This window comes from Frigidibacter sp. ROC022, assembly GCF_024723735.1.
Lineage (GTDB): Bacteria > Pseudomonadota > Alphaproteobacteria > Rhodobacterales > Rhodobacteraceae > SLM-1.
This window is the reverse complement of record NZ_JANQDU010000003.1, coordinates 385,048-408,570: the sequence shown is the minus strand read 5'-3', so window position 1 is coordinate 408,570 and position 23,523 is coordinate 385,048. Positions and strand designations below refer to the sequence as shown.

The following is a 23,523-nucleotide window of genomic DNA, read 5'->3' as shown; positions in this document are numbered from 1 at the left end:
CCTCAGGCCGACGGCTTGTCCCCGGCCGCATCGGCATGCGGCAACTCAAAGCGCACCGACAGCCCGCCGGCCCTGCCCGGCACCGGCGAGACCAGGCTCAACACCCCGTCGGCCCGCTCCGCGATGGTCCGGACGATGGCCAGCCCCAGGCCGCTGCCTTCGCCGGACTCCGCTCTGCGCTGGAACCTCTGGGTCAGCCGCTCCAGGTCGGCAGGCGGGATCACCGGGCCATCGTTCTCGACCGTCAGGACGCCCTCGCCGGTGAAACGGATATCGACCGGCGCCCCCGCCGCACCGTGGCGCAAAGCATTCTCGATCAGGTTGCGGCAGAGGATGCCGAAGGCGTCCGGGTCCAGATCGGACAGCACCTCCCCCTCCGGCAGATGCAGTTGAATCCGGTCGGCGTCGTCACCGTGGCCGAAATCGTCGGCAATCATCCGCAGCACCGGCACCATGTCGGTCGCGGTGCCGGTCCGCAGCCGCGAACCTTCGGCGCGGGCAAGCTGCATCAGCCGCACCGACAACACGTTCAGCCGCTTCAGCACCGTCTCGATCTCGCCCGCGCGTTCGGCGGCGGCCTTGTCCCCGGTTTCGGTCTTCAGCCGCTGCGCCTGGGCAATCGCCCCGGCAATCGGGGTCCGCAGCTCATGCGCGGCATTGGCGGCAAAACTCCGCTCGGCCTCGAAGGCCGCGCGCAGCCGCGCCAGCAGGCTGTTGGCGCCCTGCGCGATCGGTTGCAGTTCCGTGGGCAGTTCGGCCGCATCCACGGGGCCGAGATTGCGCGGCCCCCGCGCCTCCAGCGCCTGCCGCAGCCCCGCCACCGGCCGCAGGCTGCGCCGGACCGCCAGAAGGATCGCCGCCAGCGTCAGCGGGATCACCACCAGAAGCGGCAGGGCCAGCCAGATCTGCATCCCCCGCGCCACCGAGCGGCGATGGTCCAGCGGCTCGGCCACCGCAATGCGCAGGCGCCCGTCGGCGGCCTGGGCGAAATAGATGCGATGGCTGGCGGTGGACAGGAACCCTTCGCCCTTCCGGTCCGGTATCTGCGCCGGATCGGCGCCGGCCGAGGCCAGCAGCACGTCGCCGGAGCGGTTGCGGATCACGTAATCGACGTATTCCTCCTCGTCGCCGAGCCGCTCGACCAACTCGTGATCATGGCCCTTCCGGTCGCCGTCATGTTCCTCGCGGTCCTCTTCCTCGCGGTCCTCGTCGCGGGGACGGTCATGTCCTTCGTCGCGCAGCACCAGGGGCAGGATCCTCTGCGCCGTGTTCTTCAGGTCGCGGTCGAAGAGCTGGTTCATCTCGTCATCCAGCAGCCGCCAGGTCAGCGTCGCCGCCGCGACCCAGAGCAGCGTCACCGCGATGCCGACCGTCACCGCGATGCGCAGTTCGAGCGAGCGCGCCGCCTTCATGGCGTGCCCAGCCGATAGCCCAGCCCGCGTTCGGTCTGGACCACCCAGCGGCCCAGCTTCTTGCGCAACCGGCTGACATGAACCTCGATCGCGTTGCTCTCGACGCTGTCGTCGAAGGAATAGAGCCGTTCCTCCAGCTGCGGCTTCGACAGAAGCCGGCCCGGACGCTGCACGAAAGCCTCGAACAGCACCCATTCCCGCGCCGTCAGCTGCACCTTGCGCCCGTCCTTCTTCACCACCCGCGCGGCAAGATCGACGGACAGCGGCCCCAGGGTGATCAGCGGGTTCGGATTGCCGGTATAGCGCCGTGCGACCGAGCCGATCCGGGCCGACAGTTCGGTCAGGTCGAAGGGTTTGACCAGATAGTCATCGGCCCCGGCGTTCAACCCGTCGATCCTGTCCGACACCTGGTCGAGCGCGGTCAGGATGATCACCGGCACCACCGCACCTTCGGCCCGCAAAGCCTTGAGGAACGGAATCCCGCGCCCGTCCGGCAGCATCAGGTCCAGCAGCACCAGTTCGAAGCCGCCCGCCTTCAGCGCCGCCCCGGCATCGTCCAGCCGCGTGACCCAGTCCACCGTATGGCCGTCGGCCCGGACCTGGTCCCGAACAGCGGCGCCGAGCGCCGCGTCGTCTTCGATCAACAGAACGCGCATGGAAGGGTCGATCCCTGGGAGTTTCGTCCTGACTACTAGCAGCGCCGGCTGACGGGAAGCTGAACCGTCCCCGTCGCCCCGGCAATTTCCTCCGCCGGAAGCTGACGGGAAGCTGACGCATTTTTCGCGCGCCCGTCAGGTGGCCGACAGGATCAGCGGCGACAAAGCCTCCAGACAGGAACCGCAAGACAGGAGCTTTGCGATGAAACTTCTTCTGACGGGTGGCGCGGTTGCGCTTGCCCTTGGCGCCGCGCTGGCCGCGCCGATGCTGGCCCAGGATGCGTCCCCGGACGAAAGGGTGATCCCGGTCCGGCAAGGCGAGGCACATGGCGAGCGCCATGGCGCCTTCGGCTGGCTCTTCGGCCAGGACGATGACGACCATGGCGGCCGCGACCACGACCACAACCGCGACCATGCCGGCCGCGGCGGCGATCACGAGCACCGCGCCTGCGGCGACGACGATGATGACGAACGCGGCGCGCGCGGGTCCGGCAGCTGCGAGCAGCGCGGCATGCAGAATGGTGGCCCGCCGCCGGACAACGGCCTGTTCGGCAAAGGCATGACGCCCAAGGCGCAAGTGAACTGACCCGGCGGGGCGGCACACCGCCGCCCCACCCCCGATGACCATCCGGAGACCAAGATGAGACCGCTCCTCGCCACACTCGCCCTGACCACCGCGCTCACCGCGCCCTCGCTGGCCGGCGCCACCGAAGTCACCCTGAAGACCCAGCTGCGCAACTACGGCGGCAAGCCGGCCTTCCTGGCCTATTACGTCACCGACCAGACAGGCGCCTATGTCGGCACGCTCTGGATGGCGGCATCGAAGGCCCGCTACATTCCCGACCTGACCGACTGGTATCGCTATTCCGGCGGCGACATGAACGAAATCAGCGGCATCACCGGCGCCAGCGTCGGCTCGGGCCGGACCCTGACCGTGACGCTCGACCTTGCCGACACATTGTTCGATGCCGGCTACACGCTGCATATCGACGCCGCCGTCGAGCACTACCCGGCCAGCCCCTCCGAGATCGTCCTGCCGCTGACCCGCGAGGGCGCTTCGAAGCCGGTCTCGGGGCGCGGCTATATCGAGTCCTTTTCATACGCGATGTAAGGCGCCGGACCGATGCTCAGAGTCCTCCACCGTTGGGTCGCGCTGCCCGCCGCGGCCGTGCTTGTCGTCGTCTCCCTCAGCGGCGTCGCGCTGTCGCTGTTTCCGCCGCTCCAGGCCGAAGGCCCGTCCAGCCTCTCGGTGGGGGAACTGACCAGTCAGGTCGTGCAGGCCCTGCCCGGCACCACCCGGATCGAGCGTTCGACAAACGGCGAAATCACCGCGATCGGCTTTGGCGACAACGGCTTCATGCAGACCGGCATCGACCCGGCAACCGGCGCCTTGCTGGGCCCGACCACCCCCTCGGCCACCGAACTCTGGATCGAGACCCTGCACCGGCAACTCTTCACCGGCGATCCCGGCCGCATCGTCGTGGCCCTGTCGAGTCTGGCCCTGCTGGCGCTGGCCGTCTCGGGCATCGGGCTGGCGGTGCGGCGTGCCGGAGGCTGGGCGGCGCTGTTCCGGCCCGCCCGGGGACGCGGCGCCGGGCGCTGGCATCTCTGGTTCGGACGGCTGGCACTGCCGGTCGTGATGCTCAGCACCCTGACCGCGCTCTGGATGTCGGCGGCGACCTTCGGACTGGTTCCCGACAACCCGGCAGTGCCGCCCATGCCCGCCGCCAGCGGTGCAGCGGCGCGGGATGCGGCGCTGCTGCCGGGGCTCGACGTCCCGGTGTCGGAGTTGATCGGCCTCGACCTGCCACGCCAGGGCGATCCGGCCGGAGCCTATCTGCTGGAAACCTATCAGGGCGTCGGCAATGTCGATCCCGGCACCGGTGACGTCACCGGCTGGGTGCCCCGCAGCCTGTCCGACCGGATCATGGACTGGGTCCACCTGCTGCACACTGGACAGGGCGCGGCCTGGCTGGGCCTGATCCTCGGACTCGGCACCCTCGGCGTGCCGGTTCTGGCCGGCACCGGCACCTTGGTCTGGCTGACCGGCCGGGGCCGCCGCCAGAGCGCGCCCCCCGAAACCGCCCGCACGGTCCTTCTGGTCGGCAGCGAAGGCGGCACCACCTGGCGCTTTGCCCGGACAGCCGCCGAGGCCATCGAGGCCGCCACCGGCGCGCCGGTCCATGTCGGGCCGCTGTCCTCCTATGCGCCGGACCGCTATCCCCAAGCCGAACGCATGGTGATCTTCGCCGCGACCTATGGCGACGGCGATGCCCCGGCCTCGGCCAAAGGGTTTCTCGACCGGCTGAAGACGACACCCGCCCCGCAGATGCCCTTTGCCATCCTCGGCTTCGGGGATCGCGGCTTCGATGCCTTCTGCGCCTATGCCGAGACGATCCGCAAGGCCGCGCTGGAGGCCGGCTGGCGCGAGCTTGCCCCGCCCGGCAGCGTCGACAGGCAGTCGTCCGGCGACTTCCACCGCTGGGGCGAAGCGTTCTCGGCCGCCACCGGTCTCGACCTCAGGCTCGGGCCGGTCGAGACGGGCGAGACCAGCGAGACCCTGACCCTGCTGTCGCGCGACGATCACGGCGACGAGGTGCAGGCCCCGGTCTCGATCCTGCGCTTCGCCCTGCCGCGGCGCGGGCTCTGGCGCCGGTCTCTGGACCGTCTCCTGAACCGGGGCTTCGGCAGCTTCGCGCCCGGCGACCTGCTGGGCATCGTGCCCAGGGGAGATGACCGGCCGCGCTACTATTCGCTGGCGTCCTCCGCCCGCGACGGCTTCGTCGAGATCGTCGTGCGGCGGATGCCGGGCGGTCTCTGCTCGGGCCAGCTTACCGCGCTGCAACCGGGCGAATCCGTCGCCGCCTTTGTCCGCGCCAACCCCGCCTTCCATGCCGGCCCGGGCACCTCGCCGCTGATCCTGATCGGCGCAGGCGCCGGTATCGGTCCGCTGGCGGGCTTCGTCCGCGACAACCACAGGCGGCGGCCGATCCACCTCTATTTCGGCAACAGGTCGCGGCAGAGCGACTTCCTCTATCGCGACGACCTCGCCCGCTGGCAGGACGAGGGCCGGCTGAACAGCGCCGCCGCCGTCTTCTCGCGCGGGCCGGAGCGCGGCTATGTCCAGGACGCGCTGCGCGCCGATGGCCCCCGGATCGCCGAACTGGTCGCCAGCGGCGCCCGGATCATGGTCTGCGGCGGGCGCGAGATGGCGCAGGGCGTCGGCCGGGCGCTGTCCGAGATCCTCGCCCCCCTCGCCATCGACCCGGTCGCGCTGAAACGGGAGGGGCGTTATGTCGAGGACGTTTTCTGATCTGGACCGCCTGGCCCTGAACGGCGCCACCATGGGCACCCGCTGGGCCGCCCTGTGCTTCGTCCCGAAGGGCTTCGACCGCACCCCGCTGGAGCAGGCCCTCGCCGATGCGGTCCGAGAGGTCGATACCGAGATGTCGCTCTGGAAACCCGGCAGTGCACTCAACCGGCTCAACGCCGCCGCGCCGGAGAACTGGGTCAGCCTGCCCGAGTCGCTGCTGACCGTTCTGGGGGCCGCTCTGGCGGTCGGCTGCGAGAGTGCCGGCGCCTTCGAGATCGGCGTCGGCGCCGCCGTCTCGGCCTGGGGATTCGGTCCCGACCCCGCCGATCCCGGCGCGATCCGGGCGGCGCTCGGCCAGCGGCAACGGCCTTCCTGGGAGGTGCTGGAGCTTGACCCGGCCAACCGGCGCGCCCGGAAACACGCGCCGGTGCGCTTCGACCTCAACGGGATCGCCAAGGGCCATGCCGTCGATCGCATGGCCGGGGCGGCACAGGCCCTGGGGCTGACCGACGCCCTGCTCTCGGTCGATGGCGAGGTCGTGGCGCTTGGCCACCGCCCCGACGGCAGCGCCTGGCCGGTGGCGATCGAGGCGCCGCTCTACGGAACGCGGGCCCTGCAATCGGTGCTCGAACTCTCGGATGCCGCCGTTGCCACCTCGGGCGACTATCGGCACTGGGTCGAGATCGGCGGCCACCGCCTGTCGCACACCATGGACCCGCGACGCGGCGGACCGCTGGCCGAGCCGCCCGCCTCGGTGACCGTGGTGGCCGAAAGCTGCATGCTGGCCGATGCCTTCGCTACCGCGTTGATGGTGACCGGCCCCGACGCGGGCAGCGAACTGGCGCGGGGCCTGGGTCTTTCGGCACTGTTCCTGCTCCGCGACGGGTCCGAGATCCGCGCACGGGGGGTCGGACCGGTCTTTGCCGACCGCGCGCCAGTCGGCCCGTAGGCCGCCGTCGGCTCAGCCCTTCGCCGGGTCGTCCGCCACCAGCCAGGCATTCGCCGCCGCGATATCGGCATCGCCGAACACCCGCACCGCCATCGGCAGCACCGCCGCGAAGGCCTGCACGGTGGCGCCCATGACGTGATTGTCGGTCACCACCGCCACCCGCTCGATATCGCGCAAGTGCCGCATCCCGAGCCGCATGTCGGCCCAGGCCCCGCCCGCCGAAAAGCCGGTGAACTCGGGTCCGAACCAATAGAGCATCCGCACCGGACCATGCGCCGCGATCGCCGCCTCGATCCCCGGCACCAGGGTCTTTTCGTAATCATCCGCGGTGACTTCGCCCTTCGCCGTCGCGACGACGATTCCGTCCTTGGTTTCAACTTCGATCATTTCGTCTACTCCATCGACAATGCAACTTCAGGAGTTCGCACGCCCGCCTCAGCTAAGGCCCGCCCCCCGTTGCCGCAACCGTAGGGGGCTGATCATGACAGGAATACCGGCCTTGGCGACGATCCGTCGCAGCGTCCCTGACGGCCGCCACCGGCCCCCCGCCGGACCATCGCGCGCTTGTTTTTCGGCCAGGAGCCACCATATGTGGTAGGTGCCCCGGGTCTTCCCGACCGCGCCGGACCGCCGCCCCTTCGCGGCACGAGAGGGTCCGCAATGGTGCCTGTCGCCTCCGGTCAGCCCGGAGACACACCGCGCCGCCTTGACGCAGACTGGTTCACTCCTCCCGGTGCCCGGCCCATTGGGTTCCGGGGGCTTTGCCGGGATGACGCCAGCAGAATGGAGACGACATGATGACCACAACCAACCTTCAGACCGACCGCGCAAATCGGGCCTTTCGCCAACCAACCCCCGGTGCCAGCCGCGCCCAGAGCGTGGCCGACCGGATTCACGAAGCCTCGAAGGCCCTGATCGAGGCCGAGACCAAGGCCCGGCTCGCCAAGACCAAGCGCCTGCGCGCCGCCCGGCTTGAGCGCGACGCGTCGGAAGCCGCGCAAAAGGCGTCGGGACCGGCCGAACCGGCTCCGGCCAGAAAGAAGCGCGCCAAACCGGCCAAAGCGGCGCGAGGCTGACCAATCCCGCCCCGACGGCCCGGACGCGCCAGAGCGGCGATCTGCCGGAATGCCCGGGTACGCGAACCGGGCGCCGCAGATTTTCGCGACGGATTGACCTCGATCAGAGCCGGGCTACCCTGGCTGTGGTTCCAAGACGCGACAGGCCCGCTCTCGCCGACGGGCGCAAGTTCAGAGAAGACCCGACCCAATGGACTTTGATCCCTATGCCACTCTCGGGCTGAAACCCTCGGCCACTCAGGACGAGATCAAATCGGCCTATCGCAAGCTGGTCCGCACCAGCCATCCAGACATCAACCCCGACGATCCCGAAGCCGAGGCGCGTTTCGTGAAGGTCTCGGCGGCCTATGACCTGCTGAAGGACCCGGAAACGAGGGCGCGCTACGACGCCGGAGAGATCGACGCCGAGGGCCACGAGAAGCCGCAGCGCAACTACTACCGCGACTTCGCCGGATCGCCCGGCGCCGGAGCCGGGGCCCACGGCGGGCCGCGCGATTTCTCGGGGATGGACCCGGACGACATCTTTGCCGAATTCTTCCGGCAGCGTGCCGGCCAGCGCCACAGCAACGCCGGTTCCGGTTTCGGGGCCGGGTTCTCGGCGCCGGGGCCGGATCACCGCTATGCGCTCGAGGTTCCGTTTCTCGACGCGGTGCGCGGCGGCACCTCGCGGATCACCCTGCCCGACGGCAACACCCTGGACGTGACGATCCCGGAAGGGCTACGCGACGGCCAGACCCTGCGGCTGCGCGGCAAGGGCGGCGAAGGTTTCGGCGGCGGCCCGCGCGGCGATGCGCTGGTGACGGTCTCGGTCCGCCCGCACAAGGTCTTCCGCCGCGAAGGGGACGACATCGCGATCACCCTGCCGATCACCATCGACGAGGCGATCCTCGGCGCCAAGGTCGAGGTTCCGACGATCAAGGGCACCGTCGCCCTGACGATACCCAAGGGCGCCAGCTCGGGCCGGGTGCTGCGGCTGCGCGGCCGCGGCGTCAAGCGCAAGGGCGGCCATGGCGACCAGCTGGTGACGCTCAGCATCGTGGTGCCGAAGGCGCCTGATCCGAAGCTGGCGGCCTTTCTCGAGGAGTGGCGCAAGGGTCGCAACGACGACCCGCGCAAGGAATTGCTGAAGGGGGCGATGCGGTGACCGAGATCTACTCCGAAGAACAGACATTGACGCTGGTGGCCCGGCTGACCCGGACCCGGCTGACCGCCCTGGTCGAGGCCGAGGCGGTGGTGCCGACCCGCAGCGCGACCGGGCCGGTCTTCCGCAAGAGCGATCTGGCCCGGCTCGACCTGCTCTGCGAATTCGCGGATGTCTATGACATGGAGCCCGAGGCGCTGGCTGTGGTGATCAGCCTGATCGACCAGCTCCACGCCGCAAGGAACGACCTGGCCGTGCTCCGCGACGCGATCGGCGAACAGCCGCCCGAGGTCCGGGCCCGGATCGCCGCCGCCATCGCGGCGCGGACCCGCGACTGATCCCGCCGGCGCCGCGCCGCATCGCGACCGGCACAAGCCTGCCACCTGCGGGCGGCAGGCACTGGCCGCTTCGGGCCGGATCGGTTATCGTTACGTCACGATCCATTTTCACCTTTGGGGGATTTTCGATGACCGCAACCCAGACCATCTGCCTTGCCCTTGCCGCGATCGGCCTAGTCGCCTGCGCTCCGCCCGGCCCGCCCACCGTGCAGCAGAGCTGCGCCGCCGCGGTCGCCACGCAGACCGGCATGTCGGCCGACGAGGTCGAAGTGACCGGCACCGTCAACACCGCAATCGGACCAAAGATCTACACCTCGGTCAACGGCTCGACCTACACCTGCCAGGCCGACAAGAACAACCTCATCACCAGCGTCGATTTCCAGAGCTAGGGATGTCCGGCCGGTCTAGTCCTGCCGGGCCGGCCCACCCAACCGATCCGCGATCCGCCGCCATTCCGCATGCGGGTCGCGGCTGACCGGCGCATCGCCCGAGCGGCGATACCAGTAGTCGGAATTTCCCAGGTCGCCCTCGATCAGATGCGCCAGCGCATGCACCAGGTCATGCGCCGGATCGCCCTCGTTCGACTGGCAGATCGCATGCGCCTTTTCCCATTCCGGTCCCAGGGACAGCCCGCCCCGCTCCAGCCACCACAGGGCCTGTTGCGGCGGGGTCAGCCCGGGCGGCGGCGATACCTCCCCGGCCATCAGTTGATCTCGATCGCGGCGCGGTCGTATTCGGCGCTGTCGACGCTGAGATCGTCATACAGCACCTCGACCCGGACGCTGGCCACCGACCCGGCCGGCAGGACCACATAGGGCAGGCTGTCTTCCAGCTTCAGCGCATTCGGCGCCGCCTCGTCGTCATAGCAGGGCTCGGCCTCGAAGATCTGCACTGGACCGTCGTTCACCGCATAGCGGATCTCGAAGACCCCGCAGCGCCAGGCCAGCAGATTGGTGAAATAGAGCAGGTCCTGCCCGTCATAGTCGCGCACCGCCAGCCACTGGCCCTTGGTCACGGTCAGGATCGGCTTGATCTCGGCGGCGGTGGTCATCTTGCCGGTCGGATCGAGGTTCTCGGCGACGTAGCCGCCATGGTCGGGGCCGAACCAGCCCGGATCGCCGGCCTCTTCGGGCGCAGCGCCGAAATCGGGCAGCGCCGGCGCTTCCGGCTCGACCGCGGCGATGTCGGGCGCGTCATCCACCGGGGCCTCGGGCGTTTCCGGAGCAATCTCGGCGATGTCGGGCAGCTCGGGTTTCGGAGCCTCGGGAGCTTCCTGCACCTTGGCGGGCGGTTCATATGCGTAGTCCTGGCTGGAAGAGTTCGCGGCCCCGGACAGGCCGGCCCCCAGCAAAATGAGATAGAAGAGAATATCCATGACGGGCTCCAATGGTCGGGCGATGCAGCTTTCGTCATGTGCCGCATCCGAATATACTGCCGGAAAGCACCGGCAGGGGCAGTATGACCGCAAAGCCGAAAAAGGCAAAACCCTTCAATCTGCTGATCGTCGCCCAGCATGGCCGCCTGGCCTATGAGGCGGTGATCCTTGCCGCGTCGCTGCGCGCCGCCGATCCCGGGTTTCCCGGCCGCCTGATCGTCGCACATCCGGTGCGCGGCCCGAAATGGGACATCGACCCGGCCCCGCGGCAAGCCCCGCTGCTGGCCCTTCTGGAGGGTTTCGGCGCCGAACTGCGGCCCTTCGAAAGCCGGGCCTTCGGCCAGAGCTATCCCCATGGCAACAAGATCGAGGCGCTCTCGGTGCTGCCGCCCGGCGAGCCCTTCCTGTTTCTCGACACCGACACGCTGATCACCGGCAAGCTGTCGGACATCCGGTTCGACTTCGACCGGCCCTCGGCCTCGATGCGGCGCGAGGGCACCTGGCCGCGGATCGAGCTCTACGGCCCCGGCTACGACGCGATCTGGCGGGCGCTCTACAACCGCTTCGGGCTGGAGATCGAGCCGACCATCGACCGGAGCCAGCCCGAGGAATACTGGGCCCGCTATCTCTATTTCAACGCCGGCTGGTTCTTCGGCGCCGATCCGGCCGCCTTCGGGCGGCGCTTTCTCGACTGGGCCGTGGCGCTGCGCGACGACCCGCCGGCAGAGCTGATCTGCCAGCCGCTCGACCCCTGGCTCGACCAGGCGGTGCTGCCGCTGGTGATCCATTCCTTCGGCGGCGGCCGCCCGGGGCCCGAGCTGGCCGGTCTCGACGGCGACGTGACCTGCCACTACCGCACCTTCCCGATGCTCTATGCCCGCGAATCCGATGCCGTGGTGCAGATGCTCGAATCCGTGACCGCGCCGAACCGGGTCAAGAAGGTGCTGAAGGAATACGAACCGATCCTGCGCACCGTCTACCAGGGCCGCGGCGCCAGGGCGCGGGCGCTGTTCGACCGCGAGCACCTGCCGAAGCGCGAGCAGATGATCCGCAACCGGCTGAGGAAGGCCGGGCTCTGGATGCGGTGAGGCCGGGGCCGGTTAGCGCGGGTCGGCCCGGCGAGGCGGGTCGGGATCGACGCGCCCGGCGCGCCGATCCGCGGGGGCGCTGCCCCCGGACCCCCGGAGTATTTCCGACCCAAAGATGGAAGACGGATGCTATGACCGGTCCGCGGCCGCGGGCCGTCAGCCCCTGCGTCCGGCCTTTTCGGCGATGCCCGAGGTGCCTTCGCGGCGCTCCAGCTCTGCCAGCACCTCGGTAAGGGTCACGTCGCGCGCCGCCAGCATGACCAGCAGGTGATAGAGCACATCCGCCGCTTCCGAGGTCAGCCGGGCCCGGTCGCCCTTCACCGCTTCGATGATCGCCTCGACCGCTTCCTCGCCGAATTTCTCGGCCGCCTTCTCGGGGCCCCGGGCCAGCAGCTTCGCGGTCCAGGAGGTCTCGGGATCGGCGCCCTTGCGGGCGGCGATGGTGGTGGCAAGTCGTTCCAGGGCGGTCTCGCGGCTCATGTCAGCCTCATCGGAATGCCGGCCGCCGCCATATGGGCCTTGGCCTCGGAGATCGAGAAAGTGCCAAAATGGAAGATCGAGGCGGCCAGCACGGCGCTGGCATGGCCCTCGGTCACGCCCTCGACCAGGTGATCCAGCGTCCCGACCCCGCCCGAGGCGATCACCGGCACCGACACCGCATCGGCCACGGCGCGGGTCAGCGGCAGGTTGAAGCCGGCCTTGGTGCCGTCGCGGTCCATCGAGGTCAGCAGGATTTCCCCCGCCCCCCTGGCCGCGACCCTGCGGGCGAAATCGACCGCGTCGATCCCGGTGGCCCGGCGCCCGCCATGGGTGAAGATCTCCCATTTCCCCGGCGCCACCGTCTTGGCGTCGATCGCCACCACGATGCATTGCGAGCCGAACCGGTCCGCCGCCCGCGCCACCACATCCGGATCGGCCACCGCGGCGGAATTGAACGAGACCTTGTCGGCCCCGGCCAGCAGCAGGTCGCGCACGTCCTCGGGGGTCCGCACCCCGCCGCCGATGGTCAGCGGCATGAAGCATTGCTCGGCAGTGCGGGTCGCCAGGTCGTACATGGTGCCGCGATTCTCGTGCGTGGCATGGATGTCGAGAAAGCACAGCTCGTCGGCCCCGGCGGCATCATAGGCGCGCGCGGCATCCACCGGATCGCCGGCATCGACCAGATCGACGAAATTGACGCCCTTGACCACGCGGCCATCGGCCACGTCGAGACAGGGGATGATGCGGGTCTTCAGCATGGCTCCGTCCTTCGCGCCCGACCTAGCGGAAAACTTTCCGAGGTGCCACCGCCGCGGTGCCATCCGCGCGCAGATGTGCAGGGACGGCACGGGGCCGTCGATCGCGGCCGCCGCCCGCCTGCGGCATCGCGAAGGCTGGAACCGGGCCGGCAGGGATGCCAGTCTGCACCCATGCGCATCCTGCAGTTCATTCTTGCCAGCCTCGGCTTCGGCGCCATCGCGGTCTGGGGCTCGGAATTCCTGTTCTGGTCGGCCCCGCCGACGCCGGTGGCGGCGCTCGACCTCGGCCTGATCTGGCTTGCCTATTCCTGTACCGCCGGGCTGGCGCTCGGCACCCTGCTCCGCTTCGGGCTGGGCGGCTGGCGCGGCGCCTTCCTGGGCGGCGCACTCCTGGGATTCGTCGCCGAGGGCATCATCGTCGGCACCATGTATGACGCCTTCCCCTATCAGCTGGTCTGGACCCCGCTGGCCTGGCACGCGCTGATCACCGGCGGCGCGCTGGTCTGGCTGGCCCGCAGCGGCGCCGTCCTGGGCCCCCTGCGCCAGGGCCTCGGCTGGCTGCTGCTGGGCCTCTTCGGCGGCATCTGGGCGCAATACTGGCCCGCCGAGCGGCCGATGCCGGGCAGCGGCGCCATCGCGCTCTATCTGGCCGGAACCGGGCTGGCGGTGCCGCTGGCCAATATCCTGCTCGACCGGCTGACGCCGCTGCAACGCCCGCCCCGCTGGGCGCTGCGGGTGCTGCCGATCCTGGCCCTGGCGCTCTGGCTCCTGGACGCGATGGCGGCGCCGTCGCCGATCCGGCTGAGCTGCCCGGCGCTGATCCTGATGACCGGCTGGATGATCTGGCGGCTCGGCGATGCCGGGCCGCTCGACCTGGGCAGGCCGGTGCCGGCCTGGCGGCATCTGCTGTTCCTGATCGCGCCGCTGACCACCGCGCTGCTGGCCGGACAGGCGCAGCGGATCGGCGGGCTGCCGGTCAACATCCCGATCGCCCTGATCACCGGATCGCTTGGTCTGGGCTGCTGGCTCTGGCTGCTGTGGCGCGCGGTTCGCCGCCGCCGCGACGGAGGTCAGCCGCCGGTCACCGCCAGCGCCTCGGCCAGGTCGATCGCACCGTCATAAAGCGCCCGGCCCGAGATCGCCCCGGCAATCACCCCGGTGGCCTCCAGCGCCCGCAGATCGTCCAGCGACGAGACTCCGCCCGAGGCGATCACCGGAATCCGCACCGCCCGGGCCAGCGCCCCGGTCGCGGCAACATTCGGCCCCTGCATGGCGCCGTCGCGGTCGATGTCGGTATAGATGATCGCCGCCACCCCGGCATCCTCGAAGCTGCGCGCCAGATCGGTCGCCATGACCTCGGTCTCCTCGGCCCAGCCGCGGGTCGCCACCCGGCCCTTGCGGGCGTCGATGCCGACCGCGATCCGGCCCGGAAAGGCCGCCGCCGCCGCCCGCACCAGCTCGGGGTTCTCCACCGCCACGGTGCCCAGGATCACCCGCGCCAGCCCCCTGTCCAGCCAGCGCTCGATCGTCGCCATGTCGCGGATGCCGCCGCCGAGCTGCACCGGAACCTTGACCGCGGCCAGGATCGCCTCGACCGCCGCGGCGTTCACCGGCTGGCCGGCGAAGGCGCCGTTCAGATCGACCAGATGCAGCCAGGCGCAGCCCGCCTCGGCAAAGGCCCGCGCCTGCGCCGCCGGATCGGTGCCGAACACCGTCGCCGCCGCCATGTCGCCGCGCAGCAGCCGCACGCAATTGCCGTCCTTCAGGTCGATGGCGGGATAGAGGATCATCGGCGGGCACTCCCTGTGGTTCGCGCGGCTTCTGGCAGAAAGCCGGCGCTGCGGCAACCGCCCGGGCCACCCGCCCGGACCGGCGCCACGGCCCAGACCCAACGTCAGACTTGCCGCAACGGCGCGCGCCGCACAGACTGTGCCAAATCTGGAGACGAACGATGACCAAGATGACACGCATATTGGTGGCGGTTCTGGGCCTGGCCCTGGCACCGCTGGCCGCCCTTGCCGATCCGGTCGAAGGGCTCTGGAAGACCGAGGTGGATGACGGCGCCTATGCGCATGTCCGGTTCGGCCCCTGCGGCGACAGGCTCTGCGGGGTGATCGCCAACACCTTCAACAGTGCCGGCGAGTACAAGTCCGAGAACCTGGGCAGGAAGATCGTCTGGGACATGCGGGCCGATGGCGGAGGCTCCTATTCGGGCGGGCAGATCTGGCAGCCCTCGACCGGCAAGGTCTATCGCTCGAAGATGCAGCTTTCGGGCGACACGCTGAAGGTCTCGGGCTGCATCGGGCCGATCTGCAAGAAGCAGAACTGGACCCGGGTGAAGTAGACAGCCGCGTCCTGCCGGTGTTTGATCGGTGTCATGGTCGGGGCTGGCCTTTGATGTCCGCCTGGCCGCGGCAGATCGGGGGACGCGATGCGGATCAGGCAGGGGATGTTCGGGATGCTGGCGGCGATGGCGCTGCTGGCCGGGCCCGTCCGGGGCAACGATTCGGTTGCGGTGATGGAGGCCGGCGGGCTTCGGCTGGTCCGTGACGCCCCGGTCGAACTGCTGGCCGAAACCCTGTTCGTCTCGGCCGGGAAGATCACCGTCGATTACGATTTTCGCAGCGCCGAACAGGCCGGGACCACGACGCTGGTGGCCTTTCCGCTGCCCGATTACGATCTCGCCTGGGAAGGCGCCGACCGGCTGGGCGGGCCGGGCGACTCGGTTTCGGCGCGGATCGGCTTCCGGGTCTGGTCCGATGGGCAGGAGCTCTACCCGGCGCTCGAGATCAAGGCGCTGCGCAACGGAATAGACATCACCCGCCTGCTCGAAAGCTACGGCATCCCGGTCGGAAGTCTCGACTACGACATGGTCATGGCGGCGCTCAGGGCGGTGCCGCAAGAGGGCCGCGCCGAGCTGGAACGGCTGGGCGCGGCGCGCTGGTATGACGGCTCTGACCCGGCGCCGCTCTGGACCATCCATGCCAGCTACTACTGGACCCAGGACTTTCCCGCCGGGAAGACCGTGCATATCCGCCACGAATACAGCCCGATGGCCGGGGCCTTCTTTGTCGGCGGCCCGGATTTCGTCGAATTCGACCCCGCCGACTACTGCATGAGCCAGGGCGAGATCTCGGCGCTGCGCAAGAAGCTGGCGGGCGCGCCCTACGGGATGCTTCTGGCGACCAACATCCGCTACATCCTGACCACCGGGGCGAACTGGCGGGGGCCGATCGGAACCTTCCACCTGATCCTCGACAAGGGCAGCACCGACAACCAGATCAGCCTGTGCTTCAAGGGCATCGAAAAGACCGGCCCGACCCGGTTCGAGGCCACGGTGAAGGATTTCACCCCGGGCGACGAACTGGACGTGATGATCTTCGCGCCGCCCGAGTAGGCCTAACCGGCATTCGCGGGACCGCCGTCACGGGGCTGCGGCCGGCACGACGGGGAGGCCGGGCAAAGGAAAGGCCCGACCCTAGCCGAATACCGACCAGCCGGTCCGCTTCGCCAGCATCTCCATCGCTTCCGACCCCAGGGCCGAATTGCCCCGCGCGTTCAGCCCCGGCGACCAGACCGCGATCGCCGCCCGCCCCGGAGCCACCGCCAGGATGCCGCCGCCGACCCCGCTCTTGCCAGGCAGCCCGACCCGATAGGCGAAATCGCCCGAGGCGTCGTAATGCCCGCAGGTCAGCATCAGCGCATTGATCCGCCGCACCCGCGCCAGCGAGACGATCCGCGGCGCCCCCGGCGCGGCGATCAGGAACCGCCCGGCCCGGGCCAGCTGCACACAACTCATCTCGATGGCGCATTGGTGGAAATAGGCGCCCAGCACCATCTCGACCGGGTTGCGCAGATTGCCATGCGCGGCGATGAAATGCGCCAGCGCCATGTTCAGATGCCCGGTCTCGGTCTCCGACCGCGCCACCGCCTCGTTGATATGGATGTTCTCGTCGCCCGCCGCGTCGCGGATGAAGTCCAGAATCTCGCCCAGCAGCGCCTTCGGCGGATGCCCGGTCAGGATCGCGTCGGTGACGACGATCGCCCCGGCATTGATGAAGGGATTGCGCGGAATACCGTTCTCATGCTCGAGTTGAAGGATCGAGTTGAACGGATTGCCCGAAGGTTCGCGCCCGACCCGGTCCCAGAGCTGATCGCCCAGCCGCCCCAGTGCGATGGCCAGCGCGAAGACCTTCGAGACCGACTGGATCGAAAAGCCGACCGCGGCATCGCCGGTGCTCAGCACCTGCCCGTCGGGCAGCGCCAGCGCCATGCCGAACCGCGCCGGATCGACCCCGGCCAGCTCCGGGATATAGCTTGCCACCCGGCCGCGATCCTCGCGTTCGGACATCTCTTCGCCGATCTCGGTCAGGATCGCCCCCAGCTGGTCCGCCGACAGATCGCGCGGCCCGCCCGGCATCGCTCAGGGCCGCCAGCGCAGAAAGTTGCCGATCAGCCGCAATCCGGTGGCCTGGCTCTTTTCCGGGTGAAACTGGGTGCCGACCATATTGTCGCGCCCGACGATGGCCGTCACCGGGCCGCCGTAATCGACATGCGCCAGAAGATGCGCCGGATCGGCCAGCCGGAACTGGTAGCTATGGACGAAATAGGCGTGGTCCCCGGTCCCGATCCCGGCCAGCACCGGATGCGGGCGATCCACCACCAGATCGTTCCAGCCCATATGCGGCACCTTCAGCGGCCCCTCCGGCCCCTGTCCCTCGATCCTGACGATCTCGCCGCCGATCCAGTCGAATCCCGGCACCTCCTCGTATTCCAGCCCCCGGCTGGCCAGCATCTGCATCCCGACGCAGATCCCCAGGAACGGCCGCGCCTTCCGCGTGACGACCTCGTCCAGCGCCTCGAAGAGGCCGGTGTAATCCATCAGCTGCCGCTTGCAGGCCGGAAAGGCGCCGTCGCCGGGCAGCACCACCCGGTCGGCACGGCGCACCACCTCGGGGTCCGAGGTGACGCGCACCTCGCCCGCCCCGGTCTCGCGCGCGATCCGCTGAAAGGCCTTCTCGGCCGAATGGAGATTGCCCGAATCATAGTCGATCAGTGCGGTCAGCATTCTCAGGCACCCCATGGCTGGTCTGCCCCGGCTGACTAGAAGCAATCGCCGGGAAATCCAAGTCCCGGCTCACGCGGCGGGGTCGGTGCCGATCCGGTCGAGCAGCGCCATCACCTCGTCGAAGCGCGCCCGCGGCGCCGCCGAACCGGCATTGAACCGCATCCGCCCGGACAGGTAGAGCGTCGCGAACCCATGCACCAGCGACCAGACCTGCGACTCGATCGCCGCCGGGTCCTGCCCGGGGCCGACAAAGGGCGCGCAGGCCTGCCGCAGGGTCTGATAGGCCAGGCTGTTCTGCTCGTCCTTGCGCGGCGGCGGCAGTTCCGAGGCGCTGAACCCGAACATCAGGTCGAACAGCGCCGGATGCCGGATCGCGAACTCCAGGTAGCCGGCACAGACCCCGCGCAGCCGGGCACGCGGGGTCTGCGGCCCGGCCGCAGCGGCGGCTTCCATCGTCTCGCGAAAGATCCGGAACCCCTCCATTGCAATTGCCTGCCGCAAGCCCGCCAGCCCGTCGAAGTGATGCGCCGGCGCGGCGTGGCTGACCCCGGCCCGCGCCGCGCAGCGGCGCAGGGTCAGCGCCTCGGGCCCGCCCTCGGCCAGCAGCGCCATGCCGGCCTCGATCAGCGCCTGCCTCAGATCGCCATGATGGTGTTGCTTGCGTGTTGGTGCCTTGCTCATGCCGCACAGGATAGGGTGAAACTTGACAGTGTAAAGCCAACGTGATCTTTACACTGTCAAGCTGAACCGAATCGGAGCCTTCGGATGATCCCCCTGACCCATGCCCGCCGCACCCTGTTCTGGCTCCTGTCGCTCGGCATCGCGCTGGTCTCCTGGCGGTTTCTGGTTCTCGGCGTCCATGCCTCGATGGAATTCGTCGAGTATCACGCCATCGCGCATCCGCTGGCCTTCTTCGCCCATGTCGGGCTGGCGCCGCTGGCACTGGCGCTGATGCCGTTCCAGTTCTGGAAAGGCCTGCGTTCCCGGCGCCCCGCCCTGCACCGCCGGATCGGTCGTGCCTATGCGCTGGCGATCCTGCTGGCCGGGCTCGGCGCGCTGAGCCTCGCCTGGCACAGCAAGGCCGGTCCCGTCGCGGCCAGCGGCTTCTTCCTGCTCGGCCTGCTCTGGCTGACAAGCACCGCCGCCGGGGTCTGGCAGGCAAGGGCACGCCGTTTCGCCGCGCATCGGCGCTGGATGATCCGCTCGGCGGCGCTGACCTTCGCCGCCGTCACCCTGCGGCTCTACCTGCCGCTGGGCCAGTTGCTCGGCTTTGATTTCGACCGCGCCTATACGGTGATCGCCTGGGCCTGCTGGGTGCCGAATCTGCTGCTGGCCGAATGGCTGCTGCGCCGCGACAAGGCCCCGGTCCCCGCAGCCCTGCCCGCCTAGAGCGCGCCCTTGGTCGTCGGCAGGGCATCCCCGGCCCGCGGATCGGGCTCCACCGCCATGCGCAGGGCCCGGGCCACGGCCTTGAAGGCGGCCTCGGCGATATGGTGGCTGTTGATCCCGCGCAGCAGATCGACATGCAGGGTGATCCCGCCATGGGTCGAAAGCGCCTGGAAGAATTCGCGCACCAGCTCGGTGTCGAAGGTGCCGATCTTCGGCGCCGTCATCTCCACGCCCCAGCCCAGCCAGGGCCGGCCGGAGAGATCCAGCGCCGCCCGCACCAGCGTGTCATCCATCGCCAGGTGGCATTCGCCATAGCGCCGGATGCCGCGCTTGTCGCCCAGCGCCTTGCTCAGCGCCTGGCCCAGCGCAATCCCGCAATCCTCCACCGTGTGGTGATCGTCGATATGCAGATCGCCGCTGGCGCTCACCGTCAGATCGATCAGCGAATGCCGCGACAGCTGGTCCAGCATATGGTCGAAAAAGCCGACCCCGGTGGCGTTGGCGTAACGGCCGCTGCCATCGAGATCCACCGCAACGGTGATCTCGGTCTCGGCGGTCTTGCGGGCGATCTCGGCTCTGCGCATCTCGGGCCTTCCGGGCTTGGCTGCCGGTGTCTTAGCCCCGGCGCCCTCCCCTGCCAAGACGCAGGTTCCTGCGAATGGCATATTGTGTCCCGGTGCGGCTTCGTGCCAACGTTGCCGCCATGAGCACCTGTGTCTTCGTCCAACTTCGCTGCAAGCCCGGCACCACCTATGCGGTCGCCGAACGGATCATCGCCCGCGAGATCCATTCCGAACTCTATTCGACCAGTGGCGAGCATGACCTGCTGTTGAAACTCTACATCCCCGAAGAGGCGGATGTGGGCCATTTCATCAACGAGAACCTGCTCGACATCGAGGGGATCGAGCGGTCGCTCACAACGATGACCTTCCGCGCCTTCTGAGCCGCGCGCGGTCCCGAGCGTCGCAGGGCCCGTCTGCCCCCGCAGCCGCGCCGCCACCCGGGGATATCTCCAGGACCAACGCCGCCGCGGCACGGAGCGGTCAGAACAGGCTGCCCTGATCGTCGGGCGTGCCCCTGCCGCGTTTTTTCGGCGCAGCCGGCGGCGTGGCGCCTCGGCCCGCGACCGGCAGGCGGCCGTCGCGGAACTCGATCTCCAGCGCCGTCGCGGCCCCCGCCGCCTCGGCCGTGGTGACGACATGGCCATCGCCGCGCACCACCGCATAGCCGCGTTTCAGGGTCTCGGTATATCCGACCGACAATCGCAACCGCTCCAGCGCCTCCAGCTTGCGGGCCCGTCGGTCCTCGGCATTGCGGGCGGCGCTGCGCAGCCGTTGCATCAAGCCGGTCAGGTTGCGCCGGGCCTGGGCCAGATCGCGCTCCAGCCCCGCCGGGCGCAACCGCGCCGCCGCCCTGTCCAGCCGCGCCCCGCGCCGTTCGGTCAGCGTCGTCAGTGCCCGCGGCAGCAGTCCGGCCTTCTCGGCCAGCCGGCTGCGGGCCGCATCGACGCGCTGCGTCAGCAGCGCCGGATGCAGCTTCCCGGCGGTCCGGGACAGTTGCAGGCGGCGCATCGCCACCATCTGGGTCAGCGCCGCCTCCAGCCCGGCATCGGCCCGGTCCAGCCGCTGCCGGGCGTTTTCGGTCAAACTGTCGGGGCGCGGCAGGGCCCGCGAGAGGTCGCGCAACCGCTGGCCGCGCTGCGCCAGCCCCCGGGTCAGCGCCCGGCGCAGCCGCCCGCCCTGCTCGGCGGTCCAGGCCATCAGCTCCAGCCGCACCGGCACCGCCAGTTCGGCGGCCGCGGTGGGCGTCGGCGCCCGCACGTCGGCGGCATGGTCGATCAGCGTGGTGTCCGTCTCGTGGCCCACCGCCGAGATCAGCGGGATCTCGCTGGCCGCCGCCGCCCGCACCACAGCCTCTTCATTGAAGCCCCAGAGATCCTCGATCGAGCCGCCGCCCCGCGCCACGATGATCAGATCGGGCCGCGGGATCGCGCCACCGGGACTCAGCGCGTTGAACCCGGCAATGGCGCGGGCCACTTCCGGGGCGCATTTCTCGCCCTGCACCGCCACCGGCCAGATCAGCACCTTGCGCGGAAACCGGTCCCGCAGCCGGTGCAGGATGTCGCGGATCACCGCCCCGCTGGGCGAGGTCACCACCCCGATCACCTCGGGCAGATAGGGCAGCTTCTTCTTGCGCGCCGGATCGAACAGCCCCTCGGCCTGCAGGGCGGCGCGGCGCTTTTCCAGCATCGCCATCAGGGCCCCGGCCCCGGCCGGGCGGATGTCATCGACGATCAGCTGGTATTTCGACTGCCCGGCATAGGTGGTCAGGCGCCCCGTGGCGACGACCTCCATCCCCTCTTCCGGCCTGACGCTCATCCGGGCGACCTGGCCCTTCCAGGACACCGCCGCCAGCACCGCGCGGTCGTCCTTGAGATCGAAATAGAGATGCCCGGTCCGCGCCAGAACGCAGCGCCCCACCTCGCCGCGCACCCGGACCTGGCCGAATTCGCCCTCGATCAGCCGCTTGACGGCGCCGGAAATCTCGCCGACCGAGAATTCATGCGCATTGCCGCCGGGGCCGGCGTCGGGAGAGGCATCGTCTTCGAAGAGGTCGGACATGGCGCCTTTCTGACCGGCTTTCGCGGCCGTTTCAACCGCCGCTCAACCGCCGTCGTTCTCGTCGCCCTCGCCATAGAGCCATTTCGAATAGCCGCCCTCGGCCAGGGTGAACATGAACGAGATCGCATCCGCCTCGGTGTCGAGAAAGATCGCGATGCCGTGGAACCCGTCCCCGACGATCCGGTCGACGGCCTGGATCAGCGCCCGCTCGGTCCCCGGCCCGTAGCGCCCGTCGATGCTGCCCCCATAGAGCCCGGCGGTCTGCAACTCCTGCTGCACCGTGCGCCGCTGGGTCTCGTCCAGCGCCTCGAAGGCGGCCGGGAAATGGCGGGCCGAGACCTCGGCCAGCGCCGGTGCGGCCAGGGCAAGCACGACGATCGGGGCGGAAAGCAGACGGGACAGCATGGCAAGACCTTCGGTAAGGATGGCTTGGTCACACCATGTCGGCAAAAGCCCCTGCGTCAATCCCCCGACACGCCCGCAGACCGGCCGATTGCCCCGCCGCCGCAGATTCCCGCCGCCGGACGGTTCCCGTCGGCGCCGGTTATGCTCTAGAAGGCACGAAAAACCGGAGGCGACACGATGAACATTCTGATCCTCGGCGGCGGCGGACGCGAACATGCCCTGGCCTGGGCGGTGCAGCAGAACCCGAAATGCGACCGCCTGATCGTGGCGCCGGGCAATGCCGGGATCGCCGAGATCGCCGAATGCGCCGATCTCGACATTCTCGACCCCGGCCAGGTCGCCACCTTCGCCGAGGAGAACGCCGTCGATTTCGTCCTGATCGGCCCCGAGGCGCCCCTGGCCGCCGGGGTGGCCGACCGGCTGCGCGAGCTGGACATCGCGGTCTTCGGCCCCTCGGCGGCGGCGGCCCAGCTCGAAGCGTCCAAGGCCTTCACCAAGGAGGTCTGCGAGGTCGCCGGCGTGCCGCAGGCCGGCTGGGCGCGGTTCAGCGATGCCGCCTCGGCCCGGTCCTATGTCCGGATCAAGGGCGCCCCGATCGTGATCAAGGCCGACGGGCTGGCGGCCGGCAAGGGGGTGATCGTGGCCATGGATCTCGACACCGCGCTGGCGGCGGTCGACGACATTCTCGGCGGCGCCTTCGGGGATGCCGGGGCCGAGGTGGTGATCGAGGAATTCATGACCGGCGAGGAAGCCTCGTTCTTCGTGCTCTGCGACGGGCTCGACGCGCTGCCGATCGGCACCGCGCAGGACCACAAACGCGCCTTCGACGGCGACCAGGGCCCGAACACCGGCGGCATGGGCGCCTATTCCCCGGCCCCGGTGCTGAGCCCGGCGATCCAGGACCAGGTGATGGCCGAGATCATCCGCCCCACGCTCGCCGAGATGGCACGGCGCGGCACCCCCTATCAGGGGGTGCTCTACGCCGGGCTGATGATCCGCGACGGACGGGCGCGGCTGATCGAATACAACGCCCGCTTCGGCGACCCGGAATGCCAGGCGCTGATGCTGCGGCTCGGCGCCCAGGCCTTCGACCTGATCGAGGCGGCGGCCCGCGGCCGGCTGTCCGGGGCGCGGGTCAACTGGGCCGACGACCATGCGATGACCGTCGTCATGGCGACCCGGGGCTATCCCGGCGCGTATGAGAAAGGCTCCGAGATTAAGGGGCTGGAGGCGATCCCGGCGGACAGCTCGCAGATCGTCTTTCATGCCGGAACCCGCCGCGACGGCGCCCGGCTGCTGGCCAATGGCGGCCGGGTGCTGAACCTGACCGCGCGCGGCGCCACCCTGGCCGAGGCCAGGGAGCGCGCCTATGCGATGGCCGAGGCGGTGGACTGGCCGCAGGGCTTCTACCGCCGCGACATCGGCGCCCGGGCGCTCTAGAAGGCGCCGGCGCG

At 69.7% G+C, this 23,523-nt stretch carries 29 protein-coding genes; 15 read left to right on the top strand and 14 right to left on the bottom strand.

Translation table 11 applies throughout. The features are described 5' to 3' along the window. Positions 1-2: 2 nt before the first annotated feature. Entirely contained in the window at positions 3-1,412 is a 1,410-nt protein-coding gene (locus NUW50_RS13795) for an ATP-binding protein (protein WP_258289715.1), read from the bottom strand. After that, positions 1,409-2,068: a response regulator transcription factor gene (locus NUW50_RS13790; RefSeq protein ID WP_258289714.1), complete on the bottom strand. Its 660-nt coding sequence runs from the start codon at positions 2,066-2,068 to the stop codon at positions 1,409-1,411. Before NUW50_RS13790 ends, NUW50_RS13795 begins: the two co-directional genes overlap by 4 nt. 202 nt (positions 2,069-2,270) lie before the next feature. Here NUW50_RS13790 and NUW50_RS13785 point away from each other — a divergent pair, with 202 nt between their 5' ends. From NUW50_RS13785 to NUW50_RS13770, 4 genes are read left to right on the top strand one after another with little or no spacing between them, the layout of a single operon-like run. Further along, positions 2,271-2,654, top strand: coding sequence for a hypothetical protein (locus NUW50_RS13785; protein WP_258289713.1), 384 nt, complete (start codon positions 2,271-2,273; stop codon positions 2,652-2,654). A 54-nt stretch (positions 2,655-2,708) separates the two neighbouring features. Further along, a complete protein-coding gene (locus NUW50_RS13780) occupies positions 2,709-3,179 on the top strand; it encodes a DUF2271 domain-containing protein (protein WP_258289712.1) in 471 nt (156 codons plus the stop codon). Positions 3,180-3,191: 12 nt separating this feature from the next. Continuing rightward, positions 3,192-5,381, top strand: a complete 2,190-nt coding sequence (locus tag NUW50_RS13775; protein WP_258289711.1) for a PepSY domain-containing protein — start codon at positions 3,192-3,194, stop codon at positions 5,379-5,381. Further along, positions 5,362-6,330: an FAD:protein FMN transferase gene (locus NUW50_RS13770; protein WP_258289710.1), complete on the top strand. Its 969-nt coding sequence runs from the start codon at positions 5,362-5,364 to the stop codon at positions 6,328-6,330. The genes NUW50_RS13775 and NUW50_RS13770 overlap by 20 nt, the downstream gene beginning before the upstream one ends. Positions 6,331-6,342: 12 nt before the next feature. Here the strand turns inward: NUW50_RS13770 and NUW50_RS13765 are convergent, their stop codons facing one another. Then, complete coding sequence (locus tag NUW50_RS13765; RefSeq protein WP_258289709.1) at positions 6,343-6,717, bottom strand: STAS/SEC14 domain-containing protein; 375 nt, start codon at positions 6,715-6,717, stop codon at positions 6,343-6,345. Positions 6,718-7,124: 407 nt separating this feature from the next. Between NUW50_RS13765 and NUW50_RS13760 the strand changes: the two genes are divergently transcribed. From NUW50_RS13760 to NUW50_RS13745, 4 genes are all read left to right on the top strand, one after another. Continuing rightward, positions 7,125-7,406 (top strand): hypothetical protein, encoded by a 282-nt coding sequence (locus tag NUW50_RS13760; RefSeq protein ID WP_258289708.1) that lies wholly within the window; start codon positions 7,125-7,127, stop codon positions 7,404-7,406. A 190-nt stretch (positions 7,407-7,596) separates the two neighbouring features. Next, the gene (locus tag NUW50_RS13755) at positions 7,597-8,550 is read left to right on the top strand and encodes a J domain-containing protein (protein ID WP_258289707.1); all 954 of its coding nucleotides are present in this window, start codon (positions 7,597-7,599) and stop codon (positions 8,548-8,550) included. After that, a complete protein-coding gene (locus tag NUW50_RS13750) occupies positions 8,547-8,885 on the top strand; it encodes a hypothetical protein (protein ID WP_258289706.1) in 339 nt (112 codons plus the stop codon). The genes NUW50_RS13755 and NUW50_RS13750 overlap by 4 nt, the downstream gene beginning before the upstream one ends. Positions 8,886-9,013: 128 nt before the next feature. Further along, complete coding sequence (locus NUW50_RS13745; RefSeq protein WP_258289705.1) at positions 9,014-9,274, top strand: hypothetical protein; 261 nt, start codon at positions 9,014-9,016, stop codon at positions 9,272-9,274. 15 nt (positions 9,275-9,289) lie between these two features. On the opposite strand, the gene NUW50_RS13740 is transcribed toward NUW50_RS13745, so the two are convergent. Both NUW50_RS13740 and NUW50_RS13735 read right to left on the bottom strand, forming a co-directional pair. Continuing rightward, positions 9,290-9,589, bottom strand: coding sequence for a hypothetical protein (locus NUW50_RS13740; protein WP_258289704.1), 300 nt, complete (start codon positions 9,587-9,589; stop codon positions 9,290-9,292). After that, positions 9,589-10,260, bottom strand: a complete 672-nt coding sequence (locus NUW50_RS13735; RefSeq protein WP_258289703.1) for a hypothetical protein — start codon at positions 10,258-10,260, stop codon at positions 9,589-9,591. Before NUW50_RS13735 ends, NUW50_RS13740 begins: the two co-directional genes overlap by 1 nt. A gap of 83 nt (positions 10,261-10,343) precedes the next feature. Between NUW50_RS13735 and NUW50_RS13730 the strand changes: the two genes are divergently transcribed. Then, entirely contained in the window at positions 10,344-11,348 is a 1,005-nt protein-coding gene (locus NUW50_RS13730; protein ID WP_258289702.1) for a hypothetical protein, read from the top strand. Positions 11,349-11,504: 156 nt separating this feature from the next. Here the strand turns inward: NUW50_RS13730 and NUW50_RS13725 are convergent, their stop codons facing one another. Both NUW50_RS13725 and hisF read right to left on the bottom strand, forming a co-directional pair. Further along, positions 11,505-11,828 carry a phosphoribosyl-ATP diphosphatase gene (locus NUW50_RS13725; protein WP_258289701.1) on the bottom strand — a complete coding sequence of 108 codons (324 nt, stop codon included), beginning with the start codon at positions 11,826-11,828 and terminating at the stop codon, positions 11,505-11,507. After that, on the bottom strand, positions 11,825-12,586 hold the full coding sequence (gene hisF / locus NUW50_RS13720; protein ID WP_258289700.1) for an imidazole glycerol phosphate synthase subunit HisF: 762 nt from the start codon (positions 12,584-12,586) through the stop codon (positions 11,825-11,827). Before hisF ends, NUW50_RS13725 begins: the two co-directional genes overlap by 4 nt. Positions 12,587-12,757: 171 nt before the next feature. Here hisF and NUW50_RS13715 point away from each other — a divergent pair, with 171 nt between their 5' ends. Beyond that, a complete protein-coding gene (locus NUW50_RS13715; RefSeq protein ID WP_258289699.1) occupies positions 12,758-13,708 on the top strand; it encodes a hypothetical protein in 951 nt (316 codons plus the stop codon). Here the strand turns inward: NUW50_RS13715 and hisA are convergent. Continuing rightward, on the bottom strand, positions 13,657-14,376 hold the full coding sequence (gene hisA, locus NUW50_RS13710; protein ID WP_258289698.1) for a 1-(5-phosphoribosyl)-5-[(5-phosphoribosylamino)methylideneamino]imidazole-4-carboxamide isomerase: 720 nt from the start codon (positions 14,374-14,376) through the stop codon (positions 13,657-13,659). The two genes, NUW50_RS13715 and hisA, sit on opposite strands and share 52 nt — an antisense overlap. Before the next feature lie 161 nt (positions 14,377-14,537). On the opposite strand from hisA, the gene NUW50_RS13705 reads away from it, so the two are divergent. Together NUW50_RS13705 and NUW50_RS13700 are read left to right on the top strand one after the other, a co-directional pair. Further along, entirely contained in the window at positions 14,538-14,930 is a 393-nt protein-coding gene (locus NUW50_RS13705; RefSeq protein WP_443135111.1) for a DUF2147 domain-containing protein, read from the top strand. Positions 14,931-15,017: 87 nt separating this feature from the next. Further along, on the top strand, positions 15,018-15,983 hold the full coding sequence (locus NUW50_RS13700; protein ID WP_258289697.1) for a DUF4424 domain-containing protein: 966 nt from the start codon (positions 15,018-15,020) through the stop codon (positions 15,981-15,983). Between the two features lie 81 nt (positions 15,984-16,064). Here NUW50_RS13700 and NUW50_RS13695 read toward each other — a convergent pair whose 3' ends face one another. The 3 genes from NUW50_RS13695 to NUW50_RS13685 all read right to left on the bottom strand — a co-directional run bounded on the left by NUW50_RS13695 (position 16,065) and on the right by NUW50_RS13685 (position 18,335). Further along, positions 16,065-17,006: a glutaminase gene (locus NUW50_RS13695; RefSeq protein ID WP_258289696.1), complete on the bottom strand. Its 942-nt coding sequence runs from the start codon at positions 17,004-17,006 to the stop codon at positions 16,065-16,067. 3 nt (positions 17,007-17,009) lie between these two features. Beyond that, positions 17,010-17,654, bottom strand: a complete 645-nt coding sequence (gene hisH / locus NUW50_RS13690) for an imidazole glycerol phosphate synthase subunit HisH (protein ID WP_258289695.1) — start codon at positions 17,652-17,654, stop codon at positions 17,010-17,012. A 69-nt stretch (positions 17,655-17,723) separates the two neighbouring features. Beyond that, the gene (locus tag NUW50_RS13685) at positions 17,724-18,335 is read right to left on the bottom strand and encodes a TetR/AcrR family transcriptional regulator (protein WP_258289694.1); all 612 of its coding nucleotides are present in this window, start codon (positions 18,333-18,335) and stop codon (positions 17,724-17,726) included. An 84-nt stretch (positions 18,336-18,419) separates the two neighbouring features. On the opposite strand from NUW50_RS13685, the gene NUW50_RS13680 reads away from it, so the two are divergent. Then, positions 18,420-19,043 (top strand): DUF2306 domain-containing protein, encoded by a 624-nt coding sequence (locus NUW50_RS13680; RefSeq protein ID WP_258289693.1) that lies wholly within the window; start codon positions 18,420-18,422, stop codon positions 19,041-19,043. Here the strand turns inward: NUW50_RS13680 and hisB are convergent. After that, positions 19,040-19,627: an imidazoleglycerol-phosphate dehydratase HisB gene (hisB, locus tag NUW50_RS13675; RefSeq protein ID WP_258289692.1), complete on the bottom strand. Its 588-nt coding sequence runs from the start codon at positions 19,625-19,627 to the stop codon at positions 19,040-19,042. The genes NUW50_RS13680 and hisB overlap by 4 nt on opposite strands. A 119-nt stretch (positions 19,628-19,746) precedes the next feature. Between hisB and NUW50_RS13670 the strand changes: the two genes are divergently transcribed. Beyond that, positions 19,747-19,986 (top strand): Lrp/AsnC ligand binding domain-containing protein, encoded by a 240-nt coding sequence (locus tag NUW50_RS13670; protein ID WP_258290152.1) that lies wholly within the window; start codon positions 19,747-19,749, stop codon positions 19,984-19,986. 100 nt (positions 19,987-20,086) lie between these two features. On the opposite strand, the gene xseA is transcribed toward NUW50_RS13670, so the two are convergent. Both xseA and NUW50_RS13660 read right to left on the bottom strand, forming a co-directional pair. Then, a complete protein-coding gene (gene xseA, locus NUW50_RS13665) occupies positions 20,087-21,664 on the bottom strand; it encodes an exodeoxyribonuclease VII large subunit (protein ID WP_258289691.1) in 1,578 nt (525 codons plus the stop codon). 42 nt (positions 21,665-21,706) lie between these two features. Next, positions 21,707-22,069, bottom strand: a complete 363-nt coding sequence (locus NUW50_RS13660) for a peptidoglycan-binding domain-containing protein (protein WP_258289690.1) — start codon at positions 22,067-22,069, stop codon at positions 21,707-21,709. A 177-nt stretch (positions 22,070-22,246) separates the two neighbouring features. Between NUW50_RS13660 and purD the strand changes: the two genes are divergently transcribed. Next, positions 22,247-23,509: a phosphoribosylamine--glycine ligase gene (gene purD / locus NUW50_RS13655; protein WP_258289689.1), complete on the top strand. Its 1,263-nt coding sequence runs from the start codon at positions 22,247-22,249 to the stop codon at positions 23,507-23,509. Positions 23,510-23,523: the final 14 nt, after the last annotated feature.

Coding starts and splice junctions, on each gene's coding strand:
- NUW50_RS13795 (WP_258289715.1), bottom strand. CDS start 1,412: ATGAAGGCGGCGCGCTCGCTCGAACTGCGCATCGCGGTGACGGTCGGC.
- NUW50_RS13790 (WP_258289714.1), bottom strand. CDS start 2,068: ATGCGCGTTCTGTTGATCGAAGACGACGCGGCGCTCGGCGCCGCTGTT.
- NUW50_RS13785 (WP_258289713.1), top strand. CDS start 2,271: ATGAAACTTCTTCTGACGGGTGGCGCGGTTGCGCTTGCCCTTGGCGCC.
- NUW50_RS13780 (WP_258289712.1), top strand. CDS start 2,709: ATGAGACCGCTCCTCGCCACACTCGCCCTGACCACCGCGCTCACCGCG.
- NUW50_RS13775 (WP_258289711.1), top strand. CDS start 3,192: ATGCTCAGAGTCCTCCACCGTTGGGTCGCGCTGCCCGCCGCGGCCGTG.
- NUW50_RS13770 (WP_258289710.1), top strand. CDS start 5,362: ATGTCGAGGACGTTTTCTGATCTGGACCGCCTGGCCCTGAACGGCGCC.
- NUW50_RS13765 (WP_258289709.1), bottom strand. CDS start 6,717: ATGATCGAAGTTGAAACCAAGGACGGAATCGTCGTCGCGACGGCGAAG.
- NUW50_RS13760 (WP_258289708.1), top strand. CDS start 7,125: ATGATGACCACAACCAACCTTCAGACCGACCGCGCAAATCGGGCCTTT.
- NUW50_RS13755 (WP_258289707.1), top strand. CDS start 7,597: ATGGACTTTGATCCCTATGCCACTCTCGGGCTGAAACCCTCGGCCACT.
- NUW50_RS13745 (WP_258289705.1), top strand. CDS start 9,014: ATGACCGCAACCCAGACCATCTGCCTTGCCCTTGCCGCGATCGGCCTA.
- NUW50_RS13740 (WP_258289704.1), bottom strand. CDS start 9,589: ATGGCCGGGGAGGTATCGCCGCCGCCCGGGCTGACCCCGCCGCAACAG.
- NUW50_RS13735 (WP_258289703.1), bottom strand. CDS start 10,260: ATGGATATTCTCTTCTATCTCATTTTGCTGGGGGCCGGCCTGTCCGGG.
- NUW50_RS13730 (WP_258289702.1), top strand. CDS start 10,344: ATGACCGCAAAGCCGAAAAAGGCAAAACCCTTCAATCTGCTGATCGTC.
- NUW50_RS13725 (WP_258289701.1), bottom strand. CDS start 11,828: ATGAGCCGCGAGACCGCCCTGGAACGACTTGCCACCACCATCGCCGCC.
- hisF (WP_258289700.1), bottom strand. CDS start 12,586: ATGCTGAAGACCCGCATCATCCCCTGTCTCGACGTGGCCGATGGCCGC.
- NUW50_RS13715 (WP_258289699.1), top strand. CDS start 12,758: ATGCGCATCCTGCAGTTCATTCTTGCCAGCCTCGGCTTCGGCGCCATC.
- hisA (WP_258289698.1), bottom strand. CDS start 14,376: ATGATCCTCTATCCCGCCATCGACCTGAAGGACGGCAATTGCGTGCGG.
- NUW50_RS13705 (WP_443135111.1), top strand. CDS start 14,538: ATGACCAAGATGACACGCATATTGGTGGCGGTTCTGGGCCTGGCCCTG.
- NUW50_RS13700 (WP_258289697.1), top strand. CDS start 15,018: ATGCGGATCAGGCAGGGGATGTTCGGGATGCTGGCGGCGATGGCGCTG.
- NUW50_RS13695 (WP_258289696.1), bottom strand. CDS start 17,006: ATGCCGGGCGGGCCGCGCGATCTGTCGGCGGACCAGCTGGGGGCGATC.
- hisH (WP_258289695.1), bottom strand. CDS start 17,654: ATGCTGACCGCACTGATCGACTATGATTCGGGCAATCTCCATTCGGCC.
- NUW50_RS13685 (WP_258289694.1), bottom strand. CDS start 18,335: ATGAGCAAGGCACCAACACGCAAGCAACACCATCATGGCGATCTGAGG.
- NUW50_RS13680 (WP_258289693.1), top strand. CDS start 18,420: ATGATCCCCCTGACCCATGCCCGCCGCACCCTGTTCTGGCTCCTGTCG.
- hisB (WP_258289692.1), bottom strand. CDS start 19,627: ATGCGCAGAGCCGAGATCGCCCGCAAGACCGCCGAGACCGAGATCACC.
- NUW50_RS13670 (WP_258290152.1), top strand. CDS start 19,747: ATGAGCACCTGTGTCTTCGTCCAACTTCGCTGCAAGCCCGGCACCACC.
- xseA (WP_258289691.1), bottom strand. CDS start 21,664: ATGTCCGACCTCTTCGAAGACGATGCCTCTCCCGACGCCGGCCCCGGC.
- NUW50_RS13660 (WP_258289690.1), bottom strand. CDS start 22,069: ATGCTGTCCCGTCTGCTTTCCGCCCCGATCGTCGTGCTTGCCCTGGCC.
- purD (WP_258289689.1), top strand. CDS start 22,247: ATGAACATTCTGATCCTCGGCGGCGGCGGACGCGAACATGCCCTGGCC.